The organism is Fibrobacter sp. UWOV1 (genome assembly GCF_900142495.1).
In the GTDB taxonomy this organism is placed as follows: Bacteria; Fibrobacterota; Fibrobacteria; order Fibrobacterales; family Fibrobacteraceae; genus Fibrobacter.
The window spans coordinates 346,352-362,150 of the sequence record NZ_FRBA01000002.1 but is presented as its reverse complement, the minus strand read 5'-3'; the positions used below and the strand labels follow the sequence as shown (position 1 = coordinate 362,150).

At 46.9% G+C, this 15,799-nt stretch carries 15 protein-coding genes; 2 read left to right on the top strand and 13 right to left on the bottom strand.

What is annotated here, in order from left to right; genetic code table 11:
• Nucleotides 1–168: 168 nt before the first annotated feature.
• Nucleotides 169–951 carry a hypothetical protein gene (locus tag BUC02_RS05260; RefSeq protein ID WP_073319579.1) on the bottom strand — a complete coding sequence of 261 codons (783 nt, stop codon included), beginning with the start codon at nucleotides 949–951 and terminating at the stop codon, nucleotides 169–171.
• A 183-nt stretch (nucleotides 952–1,134) separates the two neighbouring features.
• On the opposite strand from BUC02_RS05260, the gene BUC02_RS05255 reads away from it, so the two are divergent.
• Nucleotides 1,135–2,970: a glycoside hydrolase family 44 protein gene (locus tag BUC02_RS05255; protein ID WP_083564398.1), complete on the top strand. Its 1,836-nt coding sequence runs from the start codon at nucleotides 1,135–1,137 to the stop codon at nucleotides 2,968–2,970.
• Between the two features lie 55 nt (nucleotides 2,971–3,025).
• On the opposite strand, the gene BUC02_RS05250 is transcribed toward BUC02_RS05255, so the two are convergent.
• From BUC02_RS05250 to BUC02_RS05220, 7 genes are all read right to left on the bottom strand, one after another.
• Nucleotides 3,026–3,586 carry a hypothetical protein gene (locus BUC02_RS05250; protein ID WP_073319578.1) on the bottom strand — a complete coding sequence of 187 codons (561 nt, stop codon included), beginning with the start codon at nucleotides 3,584–3,586 and terminating at the stop codon, nucleotides 3,026–3,028.
• Between the two features lie 26 nt (nucleotides 3,587–3,612).
• A complete protein-coding gene (locus tag BUC02_RS05245) occupies nucleotides 3,613–3,888 on the bottom strand; it encodes a UPF0175 family protein (RefSeq protein WP_073113499.1) in 276 nt (91 codons plus the stop codon).
• Between the two features lie 98 nt (nucleotides 3,889–3,986).
• A complete protein-coding gene (locus BUC02_RS05240; protein WP_073319575.1) occupies nucleotides 3,987–4,628 on the bottom strand; it encodes a DUF5915 domain-containing protein in 642 nt (213 codons plus the stop codon).
• Nucleotides 4,629–5,014: 386 nt separating this feature from the next.
• Nucleotides 5,015–6,106: an FISUMP domain-containing protein gene (locus tag BUC02_RS05235; RefSeq protein ID WP_073319572.1), complete on the bottom strand. Its 1,092-nt coding sequence runs from the start codon at nucleotides 6,104–6,106 to the stop codon at nucleotides 5,015–5,017.
• 34 nt (nucleotides 6,107–6,140) lie between these two features.
• The gene (locus BUC02_RS05230; protein WP_139261024.1) at nucleotides 6,141–6,812 is read right to left on the bottom strand and encodes a fibrobacter succinogenes major paralogous domain-containing protein; all 672 of its coding nucleotides are present in this window, start codon (nucleotides 6,810–6,812) and stop codon (nucleotides 6,141–6,143) included.
• A gap of 13 nt (nucleotides 6,813–6,825) precedes the next feature.
• On the bottom strand, nucleotides 6,826–7,131 hold the full coding sequence (locus BUC02_RS05225; protein ID WP_073319569.1) for a hypothetical protein: 306 nt from the start codon (nucleotides 7,129–7,131) through the stop codon (nucleotides 6,826–6,828).
• A 10-nt stretch (nucleotides 7,132–7,141) separates the two neighbouring features.
• Complete coding sequence (locus BUC02_RS05220; RefSeq protein ID WP_073319566.1) at nucleotides 7,142–7,882, bottom strand: CBS domain-containing protein; 741 nt, start codon at nucleotides 7,880–7,882, stop codon at nucleotides 7,142–7,144.
• Nucleotides 7,883–8,401: 519 nt separating this feature from the next.
• Between BUC02_RS05220 and BUC02_RS05215 the strand changes: the two genes are divergently transcribed.
• Nucleotides 8,402–8,956, top strand: a complete 555-nt coding sequence (locus tag BUC02_RS05215) for a hypothetical protein (protein ID WP_078777106.1) — start codon at nucleotides 8,402–8,404, stop codon at nucleotides 8,954–8,956.
• Nucleotides 8,957–9,289: 333 nt separating this feature from the next.
• On the opposite strand, the gene ileS is transcribed toward BUC02_RS05215, so the two are convergent.
• The 5 genes from ileS to BUC02_RS05185 all read right to left on the bottom strand — a co-directional run bounded on the left by ileS (nucleotide 9,290) and on the right by BUC02_RS05185 (nucleotide 15,362).
• Entirely contained in the window at nucleotides 9,290–12,475 is a 3,186-nt protein-coding gene (ileS, locus tag BUC02_RS05205) for an isoleucine--tRNA ligase (protein ID WP_072809108.1), read from the bottom strand.
• Nucleotides 12,476–12,598: 123 nt separating this feature from the next.
• Nucleotides 12,599–12,748 (bottom strand): hypothetical protein, encoded by a 150-nt coding sequence (locus BUC02_RS05200; RefSeq protein WP_254794111.1) that lies wholly within the window; start codon nucleotides 12,746–12,748, stop codon nucleotides 12,599–12,601.
• A gap of 28 nt (nucleotides 12,749–12,776) precedes the next feature.
• Nucleotides 12,777–13,334 (bottom strand): hypothetical protein, encoded by a 558-nt coding sequence (locus BUC02_RS05195; RefSeq protein ID WP_072809112.1) that lies wholly within the window; start codon nucleotides 13,332–13,334, stop codon nucleotides 12,777–12,779.
• Nucleotides 13,335–13,527: 193 nt separating this feature from the next.
• Nucleotides 13,528–14,562 carry a site-specific DNA-methyltransferase gene (locus BUC02_RS05190; protein WP_072809114.1) on the bottom strand — a complete coding sequence of 345 codons (1,035 nt, stop codon included), beginning with the start codon at nucleotides 14,560–14,562 and terminating at the stop codon, nucleotides 13,528–13,530.
• The gene (locus BUC02_RS05185; protein WP_072809117.1) at nucleotides 14,559–15,362 is read right to left on the bottom strand and encodes a restriction endonuclease; all 804 of its coding nucleotides are present in this window, start codon (nucleotides 15,360–15,362) and stop codon (nucleotides 14,559–14,561) included. The genes BUC02_RS05190 and BUC02_RS05185 overlap by 4 nt, the downstream gene beginning before the upstream one ends.
• Between the last annotated feature and the right edge of the window lie 437 nt (nucleotides 15,363–15,799).

Sequence of the window (15,799 nt, the reverse complement as noted above, 5' to 3'; positions counted from 1 at the left end):
TCGGGCGTTTCCGACAGGCTTATTCTAAAATAACTTATTTTTTTACAAAACGTTCAAAAAAAACACAAAAATGGCGAAAGAACGTCAAAATCGCCCATTTTTTGTAAATTTTATAGCAAAAAGGGTGTTTTTCCGCACACCCCTAAAAACCGCAAGTTTTTTGTAAGATTACTTGGTGTAATAGCTGATGCCGCCCGTTGCACCCCAGTGCCAGCCGGGGAACTCGCCAACGATATTAGAGGCGCCCAAGCGGACTTCCCAATTTTCGTTTATGCGGTAGCCAGCAGTAATGTATTCCGTCACGACGAGCGGGAAGTCGAATTCAGATATTGTGCGTCCCAATTTGGAGGCACTGCCGTCATCGTCTGCAGGATATTCGGGGTCAGGTCGATAAATATTTACCGAGAAGTTCAATGAGAGGGGGCCATAATAGGCGCTGGCGTACCCGCCATAGGTAACGACCACGCCCACGCCATTGCCGCGTTCAAAGGAGGATTTGTCAAAAGAACCACCTGCGCCATAGAAGGGGTCGCAACTGTATGTTGTTCCCGAATAATCGAAATCGCGGAAGTGCATCCACATACCTAGCGAGCCACCCACTTCGAAATACTTAGTGTTTACGCCTAAAAGAAAACTGCCGTACACGCCTTTATCGAGCGCGAAACTAATACCCCAAAGGAAGAGCTCTTTTTTGCTGATGTAATCTAAAGAGGCTTCTACGTACGGGTACTTCATTTTGTAGGTACCATCTACCGTCTCATTAACTTCTTCGGATTTATAGGCCTTGCACTGGGTAATATCATTACAGCCGTCCATTTTGTTCCTGAGGCCGCGAAGCTGTTCCTTGTCTTGCGAGCCCACGTGCACGTTTGCAGACATGCGAACGTTAGCGGTGTTGGGTTCTTTATAACCGCCCGCACCGCGGATTTCGGGAGCGGCGAACGTTTCCATTTCAAATTTTTCAACATGGGCATAATGGCGGGTATAGCCACAGCCTACGAAAAGAAACGAACTTAGCAAAAGGACGCATAAATATTTCATACAACATTAAATATACATTCGTTTTTAAGAAAGTAACCTTTTTTTCAAAAAAGAGATTATTTTAAAGACAGGTTGTTTTTAAAAGGGTGTTTTATGAAAAGTATTCTGACCGCGTTCTCCACGAAGGCAAGTCTCGCCACCGTGCTCATCGCAAGTGCTGCAACATTGTCCTTCGCCGCTATCGACATCACCGTCGACGCACAAAAAGGCATCAAGAAGATTTCGCCATACATTTACGGGCGAAACATCGACAAAATCAGCGATACGGACGCCGCAAGCGACGCAGACGAAGAGGCTTTTATCGCCCAGATGCTTGACGCGGGCATCCACATGATGCGCGCGAACAACGGCAACAATTCTACGCGTTACAACTGGAGCCACAAAATGACGGTTCACCCGGACTGGTTCAACAACGTGTATGCGCACGACTGGGATATCACCGCGAAAAAGGTGCTCGACAAGATGCCGGGTGTCGACGCGATGTACGCTTTCCAGCTCACGGGCTATGCGGCAAGCAGCACCGAGTATAATTTTCCCGACTGGAACTGGAAACAGGAACACGGCTCTTATCCGTCACGAGCGTTCGACCTTGCAGGCGGCGGCGAAGTTTCCGACGATGGCGAAACACTCATCAAGGCGGGCGACGCCTCGCTATACAACATGGAATGGCCCGCCGACTCGACCGTCGCGATTATCCCGCACTGGAAAGACGAACTCCAGTATGACATGAGCCGTTTCAAGTACTGGAGCATGGACAACGAAATGGAAATCTGGCGCGGCACGCACAACGACTTGGACCTGCCCGTCACGGGAGACTTTCTCGTTGAACGCTACATCGATGTCGCCAAGAAGGCCCGCGCGCAGTGGAAGGACATCAAGCTCACCGGCCCAGTGGTCGCAAACGAATGGCAATGGTGCCACATCAATGCCTATAACGACGAAAGCAGGCCCAAGATCGACGGCCAGGAATACTGCTGGTTGGAATTTTTCACCAAGAAAATCGCCGAAGCTGAAAAGGCGAGCGGCGTGCGGCTCCTCGACGTGTTCGACATCCACTGGTACCCCACCGAAAAAGACTACGAAAGCCGCGTCAATTGGCACCGCGTTCTGTTCGACACCACCTACTACTACAAGGGCGGTAACGGTGTGCGCTGTGCCACAGGCAAATGCGACTGGAGTGACAAGGAGAAGGGCTACAAGTCCTACATCTTCGTACGCATCAACAACTGGCTCGAAAAATATTTCGGCAAAGGTCACGGGATCTCGCTCGGCATCACCGAAACAAGCCTGATTGACGAAGACGACCCGATGGTCACGGCGCTCACTTACGCGTCTTTCCTCGGAACCATGCAGGACAACGGTGTCGAGATTTTCACCCCGTGGACATGGGGCGACGGCATGTACGAAACGGTGCACCTGTTCAGCCGCTACGGCCACCCGAACCGCGTGCAGTCCACCTCCAGCAACGACTCGCTGGTGTCCGCCTACAGTTCCATCAGCAACAAGGGCGACTCGCTCACGGTCATCTTCGTGAACCGCGCCGAAAAAGATGCCCAAGACGTGAACCTCAGTCTCGCAAACTTCGCCTCCGACGGAAAGGTCAAAACACTCACCTTGCAAAATCTCCAAGGCGAAACATTCGTTTCGCACTCAAGCAACGCCTTGAAAGAAAATGCAGTTGAGGCAAATGCGCAGGGCGGAACAACCACTGCGACGAGCTACAGCATTAACAGTTTCAGGATGACGCTCCCCGCAAAGTCAATCACCGCAGTGCTACTCACTTCCAACAGCCCGACCGTCGTTGACGCCATCAAGCCCAAAGCCACGATTCGACCCGCGCCCCAATACGGAAACACGAGCCGCTTCGACACCAAGGGCCGAAACGTCACGCACACCCGCACAAGCCCCGGGTTCTACATTCTGCGATAAAAAAACTCCTAATGGCAGGCATACACCTGCCCCCTCCGGGATTCGCGGAGTAATCCTAAATAGACATCGCTGCCCAGAAGCCCAATGTAATATCAAGGGAAAATGTATAATACACTTTTTTGGAATTGATTAAACAACCAAATTCGTGAGAACCAAAGCCTAATCCCGCAAGTCCTCCTATACGGACAGACCATCCGTAGTCAAATCCAGTTTTGTATGCCCATCCAATTTCTGGACCAGAGGTAACCGTGAATATCATGTTTTCAAACATATAACGCAAATTGGGCTGAAAATAGAATCCCACTTGATCATTATCAAAATCATAAATCAATCGAATTCGATTGGTCCACATGAGCTCATTGGTTGGTTCCCAAAATCCTATCAAAGAATCTGGTCTAGCAGTTTCGTACAAAATAGCGGATGCGCCAACTATAAAGTCAATCCCGCCAGAAGCTATATATGGTCCGCCGCCCATAGACCATCCCCAAAGCGTCGGTGAAAAGCCATCTAAAATGCAGTAGTAATTATCTGATTTTTGACATGCCGATTCCTCTGCCATCGAAATACCCGGCAAAAGCAAAGCTAAAACAAAAATCAGGTTCCTAACAAACTTCATTTATTATCGTGGACCAACGACAACTATCACTTAGACTCTCCGCAAGCAGCTAAAGCGTTTGCAATATCGCGTTCAAGTTCCGCTTCGTCCATGTCAATATACGGAATGCCCATAGAACCATACAACTGGATAAGAGACCACTTGTCCATTTCAAGAATCTCGGCAGCACGGCCATGCGAAATCGTCCCGTTCTGGATATAGGGGTACAGGAGCATCGCACGTTGCTTCAGCCACATGTCACGCTTATTTACATAAGGTTCCATCGCAGTCGTTATTTCAATTGTTGCGGTTTGCATATTCATACCTCATCTATAAATATACACTTTTTCAAACAAAAGACAAAATAAGAAAAACGCCCTTTCGCAAGGAAAGAGCGTTTTTAGAATCTTTTTGAGAGTATTTAGGCTTTTACTGTCGTAAACGAGAACGCTTCCCCATCAGCGTCGTTGGCTTCGAGGCCATCGGCAGCGGCAGCCCAAGCAATCTTCACAGCCTGAGTCTCGCCAGCAATGTAAGCCTCGTTCTCCGCGACAGCTTGCTTGAATACGTCGCTTGCAGAGAACAGAGTCACTTCGATCTTGTCGGTGATGGCGTAGTTCTGGTCCTTACGGCGGTTCTGGATGCGGTTCACGAGTTCGCGAGCCACGCAAGCGCGGCGAAGTTCGTCCGTAATCTTCAAATCCAGAGCCACAGTGAAGTGCTGGTTGGCTTCCACGGCCATGCCGTCGGCCACGATGCGGTTGAGCATCAGGCAGTCGGCACCGACTTCACCGAAGTCGAACTTGATGGTTTGCGCTTCGCGCCCAACCTCTTCGGCTCGGTCATGAGAAGACAAGTCTTCTCGCGACTCTCGCCTTGCGTGGTTGTCGCCATTCTGCAGAGCCTTGATTTCGTCAACGCTCAGCGAATTCAGTTTGGCAGAAATCACCTTCATGTTCTTCGCGTAATCCGGGCCCTTCGCCTTGATGGCGAGGAAGTTCGGCTTGGCGGAGAGCTTCACGAGCTTGGTTTGCACTTCGTGCCAAATGCTAGGCTCGGTCATGCCCGTGCAAGCACGGTCGCGACTCTCGCCTTACGCATTTGTCGTCTTCGAGGAACATCATTTCGCGAACGTTGAGTTCTTCTTTTTTAGGGCGTTCCCCACCTTGGTGGCCATGCGCACTAAACAACAAGTTGTTAAGTGCTGTCCGTCCACTTCGTGGGTCGGGCTATATTTTATGGGTTGCCCGGTTCACTTCGTTCCCGCCCAACCTCATAAAACCGAGACCACAGTCTCGGCCCCAAGGGGGCACTTATAGAACACTTGGGAGTTTACTCCCTTAGTGTTCTTATCCTCTATGAGGAATCCCTAATGCAAATAGTCTCCCCTAGAAAATGTCAACTACAATTTAATTCGATAACGATATTGGCAAGTTATAAAAACATACTCTAATTCTTGACACAACGAAGCCTAGCTTTGTATTCGCCATGAAATTGAGAAGAAACATCTGCACTAGAGGAAACAACATTTTCAATAGTCGTACGAGTCATTGTTAATCCCAGCGCTTCAGAAAAACTGACTATCCGCATACGCATGTTAAAAACACTACCATCAGAGTTATACAAAAAATAGTCATCTTCAGAAAATTTTGAAGCTAGGGATGACGTCCAGAAATATGTGGATCTACTCCCACCATCTCCACAAAAATTCATTGGGAAACCTGCCTGAGCAAGTTTATTTTTATTAAAATAATAGAGATAACCATCATTAAGGGACGAGTCACTCAAAGACTGCGCCAAAACCAACCATTCACTTTCTTTAGGAATATGCCAGCCTACAGGGCAAGCTCCTTGGATAGATTGAGAAAAGGCTTGTTTACAATTTATGGTATTGCTGGAACAAGAATAAAAACCGGTGTTAATATCAGAAATAGATCCCCAAGCCCCCTCACAAACACCATCTTCTGGTTCACAATATCCTCCTAAATAACTCCAATAGCCGCTATTACCACAATTTCCACTCACATCAATATCCTCCGCCATCCAGACCTGACTTCCAATTGTCACCGTCCGATATGTTTTATTGCGCCCCCAGCGCAAGTCCGTCACATATCCAGGACCTTCCTCAACTTCCTTTGCCGTCCCATTGGCATACTCATTCCAATTGGACGGCAATCCATTATTGCATGTGCCATCGGCAAGTATACCATTAGGACAATTTTGGGTATTGTTTTCTCCCGACTGAACAGGCTGTTCTGTTTGAGGATTATCTTCCTGGACTAAAACCCAAGTCCAAGCACCTGTTGCAGCATCCACAGTGCAAATGAAATTTGCATTTTCCAATGCCGTATAAGCAACAGAGCCATTCACGCTCTCGTTACATACAGCATTTGCGGTAAGTTCCTCGTAGCTATTGAACGCGGTACTTTGCTGTGGCTGAGCAGGAGTCGGAGTTGTGGTAGCGGCATTGTCACTACAACCAGTGATGGCCGCAAATAAGCATACAACTCCGATAAAAACGGCTAGAATTTTGATATGCATAGAAAAGTCTCCTTATTTCTAGTCTTTCTGCTTTCTAATCCTTAATGCAACGGACAGAGTAATCTGATGTTCGAGAATCTCCACCGCGACGATAGAAGCAGGGATATTCTTCTCCCATATCCGCAGCATCATGGCCAAAGTCAAGGCATACCCCGTATGCCATATCAAAACCATAGGGCGTTGAACTCCAAAAAGACGCAAACCCTTCAATGCCAAAGTAATCTTCTTTTCCTACGCCGGAACGATAACCAGCCGGAAGTGCCGAAAAACCATAGGAATCAAGGCCCCCGCCTGCTGGTCCCCATCCACTCTGAGATTTGAGTATTTTCCCTGCTATGTTTTTTCCGCCTACGGCAACAAACAACACATTCCATTCATCAAGACTCGGCAAATGCCATCCATCTGGACAAACTTCTATCGCACTAAACCATGAATAGAGTCTGCCATACTTATCGCAATTAGAAGCACTTTCGTTATAGCAAGTACCCCTTCCATCCTGGTAGTTTAAATTCTGCGCCATCCAAACTTGTGTACCTATGGACACAATCTTGTAAGATTGCCCATCTCGGGAATCAGTCAATATTTCTACAGTTGCATCTGTTGTTGCAGGAGTCGGAGATGTTGTTGCTGCATTGTCACTACAACCAATAAAGAGCACCACCAAACCAACAAAAGTCATGAAGTTTGTTACATATTTGAAATACATGTTAGCACCTCCTTTATTCGGTTTTTATTTGACATGAAAGATTCATACGAGATACAAGATTCTTTTGTTCTTTCTCGTTAACAAAATCCATTCCACCAGGATTGTAGATTTCTTTAATCTGTGAGTAGTTTTTCAGAATCATTTTTATTAATTCTTCTAAAGCGGATATAGCCGTGTCATATTCGCGACCAACTTGATATAAGATTCCGTCTTTTATTGTATCAGCAGCAATGGTGTAAATGCCATTTTCTGACATAATGTGGGAACGGACGATATAATCACCAATGACTTTGAAATAAATTTCTTGTATTCTAGGCATACTTTTCTCCTTACTTAGTTATGTTTAAAAGTCTAATCATTTCTTCAATAGAATTCCGTGATGCAATGTCCAGCGTTCTAAAATGCATCATGGCATTTCGAGCCACACGTACTTTTTCAAGCAACTGAACGAACAAACTGTAATCCAGAGACCCCATCTCCAATTTTTGCCAATTCTTTGTAAAAAGGCCGATGAAGTCACTAAAAACAAATTTATTCCCATAGGCATCATCTGAAGAGAGAATGTTGAATTTAACAAGTCTGTCTCGAATAAAGCATTCAATGAATTCAATTTGTGAATAGGGAATGACTTTTTGCTTATACAGGACGGTAATATCAAAGGCCGTAATCAAGCGCTTAACAAAAGTTCCTTTACTATCCAGCACCAAGATATACTCACTTTTTCCCAGGTCATCCAACACAGATAGCAGGCTACTATCTTCGGTGCATAAGGACATTTGTCCTTGCTCAACAAATTTGCGCACGGGCATTTCCAGCGATATGCTAGAAACCATCAAACGGCTAACAATAGATTGCAGGGAAACCACCCCAACAATATGCTCTCTCAACACCATGTCTTTCGGCATTCGCCTCAATACCAACAACTGCGAGAATCCCTTAGACAGCATTATGGTGGTTGCCTTGGATAAAGGGTCCGTTTCCAAGACACAAGCCACATCTTCGTCAAGATTTATAAGGTTCTTTAATGTGTGGTCTGACATATAGTCATAAGCCTGTTCCTGTTTTTCCATAGGATTGCATCTCCATCGTTTACACCATTGGAGTTCCGCCCCTGCTCAACAAGGAACTTCGCCAAATTTTGTATGAATACAAAAAAGGCGCAGATCGTTGCATTTATCCAAACGGGGCTCTAGACTGCCTCTACACGATAAACACAAACGACCCACGCCCCAAAAGGGCTGTTGCCATTGGTCGATACGACCGTAAATCAGCCGAATAGCTGACACGACAAACCGAGATATGCCGAAAACGGCATACCTGCGTGAGCGTTCGCCTTGTCCTCGTGTATTTGGAAGTGTCTAGATTCCGTTTGGAGAACAAGAGCAAAAACTCTTTTACTCTTTAAAAATAACATAAAAACGAGAAAAAAGTCCTAAAAGTTTACAAAAAAGTTCTTTTTTGCAATGAAAACGTTGAATTTTCGCTATTTTGTAAAGAAAAAGGGTATTCCAGGTTGTAATGCATAAGGTTAAGCCGATTAAATCGATTGCTAAATCACAATGAAAAATCTATATTGTACAAGAGGTGATATGGCTGGATTTATTTCTGTACATATTGATGATTTTACCCCTTGTCTCAAGGACAATTCCACAGGTGAGCTTGTGGATACCGAGGTCGTGCGCATTCGTCGGTCATCCTTTCTTTCAAAATACAACAAGCAAAATGGTTGGTATGTAAATTGGGGCTCTTTGGCAAAAAACTCTGAAATCTATGCTCTTGTTGTTAAGGGAACCGTAGATATTCAAGGGTTAGTTTCTCTTCAAAACAATTCTGACGCTAAGGCAATCTACATCCAGTGGATGTGCTCCGCCCCACAAAACAACAAACTGCTAACCGAAAACATTAAATATTCTGGTGTAGGCGGCCATTTATTTGCCATAGCCGGGAAAAAATCGGAAGATTATGGATACAACGGCGATGTATTTGGGTTTGCTGCAAGCGAAAAGTTACTTGGTCATTATGTTGAAAAATTGGGAGCGGTTCCAATTTGCATGTTGCACCAATTCCATTTTGGGATTTTCAGTGAACAGATGAAAAATATTATGGAGGTATATACTTATGACTGGACTGACGAAGAAATATAAAGAATACCTCAACGACAGTTATTCGCCCATTGACGTCAATACATTACCCGCGTTCGTTGATATGCGGGCGATGTTTGAGTATGCGAAAAAGAAATGCGTCCAGATTTCGCAATTGACCAAAGAAGAGAAATCAAAATTTTTAATTCCAAACACAAGGGTTTCTGTCCCCTAGCATAAAGAACTTAACAATCTCTGATTTAGAGTGATTTTTGTACAGAAAAGACCGCAGCGGTGAGCTACGGTCTAAATTTTTGTCTTGCGAACCTTCGGTTTCAAGGTCGGTGAGCTTGCCGAACCGACTTTGCGGTGTTCACTTCGGCAAGCTCAGCGAACTTATGCGCGGACCGTCGTGAAGCTGAACGCTTCACCGTCGGCGTCGTTGGCTTCGAGGCCATCGGCAGCGGCAGCCCACTTGATTGCGACTGCTTGCGTCTCGCCGGCAATATAAGCCTCGTTCTCCGCGACAGCCTGCTTGAAGACTTCGCTTGCAGAGAACAGCGTCACTTCGATCTTGTCGGTGATGGCATAGTTCTGGTCCTTACGGCGGTTCTGGATGCGGTTCACGAGTTCGCGGGCCACGCAGGCGCGGCGGAGTTCATCCGTGATCTTCAAGTCCAGAGCCACGGTGAAGTGCTGGTTGGCTTCCACGGCCATGCCGTCGGCCACGATGCGGTTGAGCATCAGGCAGTCGGCACCGACTTCACCGAAGTCGAACTTGATGGTTTCGCCAGCCTGGAGAGCCTTGATTTCATCAACCGTGAGGCTGTTGAGCTTGGCGGAAATCACCTTCATATTCTTCGCGTAATCCGGGCCCTTCGCCTTGATAGCAAGGAAGTTCGGCTTAGCGGAGAGCTTCACGAGCTTGGTTTCGTCTTCGAGGAACTTCATTTCGCGAACGTTGAGTTCTTCGAGGATCAAGTCCTTCATAGTCTCGGCGACGTTCTTTTCTTCGGTGCCGTGAGCAACCACCGTCATGCTGGCAATCGGCATACGGTTCTTTACGTTGTTCGTTGCACGGATCACACGGCCCATTTCGACCATACCACGCACCATGGCGATGCGTTCCACGAGCTTTTCGTCCATCAGGGACTTGTCAGCACTCGGGAATTCGCAGAGGTGCACGCTCACCGGAGCGTTAGCATCGACTTCGCGAACGAGAATCTGGTAGATTTCTTCGGCGAGGAGCGGGAGGAACGGAGCGAGAATCTTGGAGAAGTCAACCAAGACCTTGTACATGGTGGCGTAGGCGGCGTTCTTGTCGCCATCGTTTTCGGACTTCCAGAAACGACGACGGCTGCGGCGCACGTACCAGTTCGTGAGGTCATCAACCGCGGCAATCACAGCAGGCACAACGTTGTACAGGCGGTAAGCCTTCATTTCCACTTCAACCTTGGCGGCCAAATCCTGCAGCGTTGCAAGCATCCAGCGGTCAAGTTCATTCTCGCTCTTGACTTCTTGCCCCGGCTTCCAGTTGAGCTGGCCCTTGGCGGCATCGGCATTGTGGTTAGACACAAAGAATGCCACAGCGTTCCAAAGCGGGAGCATCACCTGTTTGACGATGCCCTTCACGCCTTCTTCACTGAAGCGGAGGTCTTCGGCCTTCAAAGCGGCGGAGTTGATCATGAACAAGCGAATGGCGTCGGCACCCGTGCGTTCGATGAGGTCGTTCGGGTCCGGATAGTTGCGCTTGGACTTACTCATCTTGGAACCGTCTTCGGCCAAGATAATACCGTTCACAATCACGTTCTTGAATGCGGGCTTCTGGAACAAGGCGTTAGAAAGCACCGTCAGCGTGTAGAACCAACCGCGGGTCTGGTCGAGGCCTTCGGCGATGAAGTCCGCCGGGAAGCTGCGTTCCACCAGTTCCTTGTTTTCGAACGGGTAATGGCGGCTGGCATACGGCATGGAGCCGGATTCAAACCAGCAGTCGAAAACTTCCGGCGTACGGCGGTAAACCTTGCCGTTCTTTTCGATGGTGAGCTTGTCCACAAAGTGCTTGTGCAAGTCGTCGAGCTTCACGCCGGTGAGTTGCTGGAGTTCTTCAATGGAGCCAACAGCAATCATGTCGCCGTCATCAGAGAGCCACACTGGAATCGGCGTACCCCAGAAACGGTTACGGGAAAGGTTCCAGTCGCGGGCACCTTCGAGCCACTTGCCGAAGCGTCCGTTCTTGATGTGGTCCGGCACCCAGTTCACGGTCTGGTTGTTTTCGACCATCCATTCCTTCAGGGTCTTGGTCACGCCGTCCTTGCTCGTGACAGGCGCGTCAATCTTGAGGAACCACGTCTTGAGGGCGCGGTAAATCAGAGGAACGCCGGTACGCCAGCAGTGCGGGTAGCTATGGACAATCACGTCCTGCTTGAACACGCGGCCCTGTTCCTTGAAGTAGCGGATAATTTCCTTGTCGGCTTCCTTCGCACCGAGGCCCTTCCACATCGGGACCTTGTCGGTGAACTTGCCTTCGGTATCGAGCGGGTCGAAAAGGCCGAGGTCGAGTTCAGCACCCTTCTGGAAGTCTTCTTCACCGAAGGAGGGAGCGGTATGCACGGCGCCAGTACCATCTTCGGTACTCACGTAGTCGGCGGGGTAAATCTTGTAGTGGCGGGACAGCTGGTCCGGCGTCACGAATGCATCGGAAATGCGGGAGAGCGGCTCGTAGTCCTTGCCCACGAGTTCAGACCCCTTGCAGGTATCGACGATGTTCGGGTTCTTGAAGTAAGCGGCGGTACGGCTTGCGGCAATCCAGTACTTCTTGCCATCCTGTTCCACAAGGTTGTAGTCCATGTCCGGGCCCACAACGATGCAGAAGTTGGAGTACAGCGTCCACGGGGTCGTCGTCCACACGAGGATGCTCGTGTCCTTGAACTTGGGCTCGTTCGAGTTAATCGGGAAAATCAGCGTGAGGGACGGGTCCTGACGGTCCTTATAGCCCTGGTTCGTTTCGAAGTTCGAAAGCGGAGTCGCGAGAGCCGGGCTGTACGGCTGGATGCGGTAGCCCTGGTAGATGAGGCCCTTGTCGAAGCACTGCTTGAACACCCACCACACAGATTCCATGAAGTTCTTGTCCATGGTCTTGTAGCCCTTGTCGAAGTCCACCCAGCGGCCCATGCGGCGCACGGTCTTCTTCCATTCGCTGGTGTACTTGAGCACCTTGCCGCGGCAAGTTTCGTTGAACTTGTCCACACCGAGCTTCTGAATTTCGGCAACGCCAGCGAGACCGAGTTCGTTCTGCACGAGAGATTCAATCGGAAGGCCGTGGCAGTCCCAACCGAAACCGCGGGGAACCTTTTTGCCCTTCATGGTCCAGTAACGCGGAACGATATCCTTGATGGTACCGGCAAGCAAGTGACCGTAGTGCGGAAGGCCCGTTGCAAACGGAGGGCCATCGTAGAAAGTGTACGGTTCAGTTTCCGGACGGGAGTCCAGCGACTTCTTGAACGATTCATCCTTATCCCACAGGGCGAGCACGCGCTCTTCTATTTGTGGAAAGGTCTCTTCTTTCTTTACTTCACGAAACATGGGTTACCTCAAACCCCGCAGCACAGCGCTGCGGGCACTAAATTTTCGGCGGTAAATTTAGAAAAATGATGATTGTTGCGGCAATACAGACCGTCAACGAAGCACCCCAAACCGCCCTAACGACTAGCCTATCTTAAACTGCAGAATCTCTTCGGCGGTCAGTTCTTCAATTTTTTTCCCGACACGCCTTGCATATCGTCCAAGCTCCAAGAGATTCAATTTGCTCTTTGGAGGATTTTTATACGGATTCGGAGGAGCCATATACTCTTCCATAGAATCCGCCAAAATAACAGCGGGTTTCCTAATTCCACTCATAAGTATAGACCTCCAAAAGTTTTAATGATGCCTCGCCATCAATGTAGAATTGATAGGGATGCAAGGCGCCCAAATAAGACGCTCCCAAAACTTCAATATAGTGATTTAAAAGCTTTTTGTTAAGGGCAAATCCATGAACAGTTCCTTCATACCCCCACGCAAGAGAACGATCCACAGCAACAGCAAAAAGATGCCCTCCAACACCGCTATATTTGGGACTTTCCGTAAGTGTTTTGTTGTTATGCGGAGCAGCACAAGCCCAATGCAAATAGGCAGCGTGAGCATCCACATCATTCCGCACTCCAACAAGCCCCTGAATTTCGTTATTCTCTTTCAAGGCGAGAGCATACACATCTACTTCTTTGGGGACATTGATCCAATTGATTCCCCACCCATCCTTTTCCTTGAATTTTCTTAGAAACGAGCGACTTTCAATTTTGAATACCACAGTTTCTTTGATTTCGCCTGTTTGAATATCCTTGAGACAAGGAACAATTTCATCCAGCCAAATGTCAACACATCCGCTATTCAGCGTATCATTCATCTTTCACTCCTCCCCGCCTACAAGCTTAAAAAGGCAGGGCTTTAGATTGTTTTATGTCGTGCGTCGAAAACTATTTTCTACACACTTGTGCACTAATATAAATTTCTAGAATCGGATTGTCAAGAGCGCTGCAACATTTTTCTAAAAAAAATATTGAACGAAAATTATCTGCACAGAAGGGAAATGGAAATGTCTACCGAGACAGATCAAAATAGTCATAAGTATCTTCGCTTGCAAAGATACCATTATCAGATAAATTCTTTCTTACGGTTTCAATGGCCATTTCCGATTGATCAATTCCAATCCACTTTCGACCCAATTGACTAGCAGCAACAAGAGTTCCTCCAGAACCTGCGAAACAATCCATAACAATAGAGTCTGCATTAGAAGACGCCTTAATTATCGTTTGAAGCATTTCATGATTCTTTTCTGTCGGATAAAGCGGATTTATCGGATCCTTAAATGTCCAAATATCCTGCATTTTCTTTGTAGAATGTTCATCCGCATAATTAATTTTTCGAGGATTGCCTTTTGCAGACCATTCTATTAGGCCCTGTCGATCTAGTTCTTCTAATTCCTCTACACTACAACGCCAATGTCTACCTGGAGGAGGCAACAAGCCCTTAAATTTTTGGGATGATTTTCCATCCTTCGTTTCTCCCGGTGCATGTATAGGAACAGTTGTGTAATGACGTCCCTCTTTATCGACTTTTGCATAGAGCTTAGCAATATCTTCTTCCGACATGGGTTCTCTTGGTTCGTGCCAAATCGGCTTCTTGCCCTTTGTGTAGAAGAGAATCATGTCCTTAATATTGCCATAGCCGATTCTTGAAAAATTTTTCGGATTACATTTAATTCTCGTAATATCATTTCTGAAATTCTCTATTCCGAAAACTTCATCAAGCATACATTTCACATAATGACCAATTTTGTAGTCAATATGCAGATAAAACGAACCACGATCAGAAAGTAAATCGTAAATTATTTCTACGCGTTCTTGAAGAAACTGTATAAAATCTTTACCCTTTAATTTATCAGAGTAGGCGATTTTCCCAGAAGACGAATTACTTATTGTGGATACGCGACCCGTCAAGTCTTTCTTGAATTCACCACCTGTTGCGAACGGAGGATCAATATAGACAAGATCAACCTTGCCAGCAAGGTCCTTTTCATCTATAAGGTAATGTAAGGCTTTTTTATTGTCGCCCTTGATAAGTATATTTCTCATAAGGACTCCAAAAATTCACGAAGAACCAAAGCCGACATGATGTTGTATTCAGTCTTCAACAAATTAAGGAATAGTTTCCCCGTATTTCGTATATAAGGAACGCCGTCAATAATACCGACTTTGACAACATCGGTTCTCGTCAAAGGAGCTTTAATGGTTTCAATGGCATCAACGAATTGGTCGTTTTGATGACCGCCAAAATCTGATATAAACTTCGCTTCTCCGATTACATATGTTCCATTATAACGCGCAATAAAATCAAGTCCTTTTTCTCGCTTATACCCAAATTTTCGGCGAGCAAATTCCATCATTGAATTATCGGAGCCGTCTAAGACTGCATTACATGTTGTTCTTTCAAAGGTGTTTTCACCAACAGGCGTTAAGCCAAGCGCACCAGACTTCAACCAGTTCCTAAACATAGGACCCATCTGGCGGTTCGCTTCTTTTGGTTCAGTGCATCGCTTAAAAAGTTCCTGATAGCCCATTTCATACAAGTCGCCACAAATTCGCTTGATGATATTAGGGTTTCGTCTTATCGCATCCTTTGATTTTCTAAGGTAAGGAATGTAGCTGTCTTTTACGGGGAACAGCGGTAACTCCAGCAACGAACTGATTAAGTTGTAATTATCCCGTTCGTTGAAATATCGTTCTACACGATGCATGACGGACACGTCAATTTTGCGAACATTTTCATGCACGACGGGATAAACCGAGTACAAATCGTCAAGGTACGATTGATTGGCCGCGTAATCAATGCTTTTCTGCGTCCATTGATTTTTTGCTCTCTGTAAGCCCAGCATTTTTACTCCGTTCCGAGGTGAACGAGTTCACTCTCGTCGGAGCTTTGATCATGACATTTTCATAGAATCAACGACACGCAAAACCCAGTGCATACAATACGCACAGGATACAATACGCCCATATACAGTACGGACGTTGCGAGTTTCGTCTTATTCCTTGTATCTGAAAGTGTCGAGTTTTCTAGCCAAGAACAAGAGTTAAACTCTGGATGCGAGTTTAATCCCATTCAGGCATTGAATCACGGATTTTAAGAAAAAAGGCGTGAAGTTGAATGCATTTACCAGCTAGAGGCTCTCGACTGCCCGATACAAATAAACACAAACAACTCACGCCCCATAAAGGCCGCAAAGCCAAAAAGACAAAAACAAATCTGCCTACAGCTAAACGATACGGTAGAGCCAATCTACCGCAGACGTGAGCGTTCGTCTTACTCTCT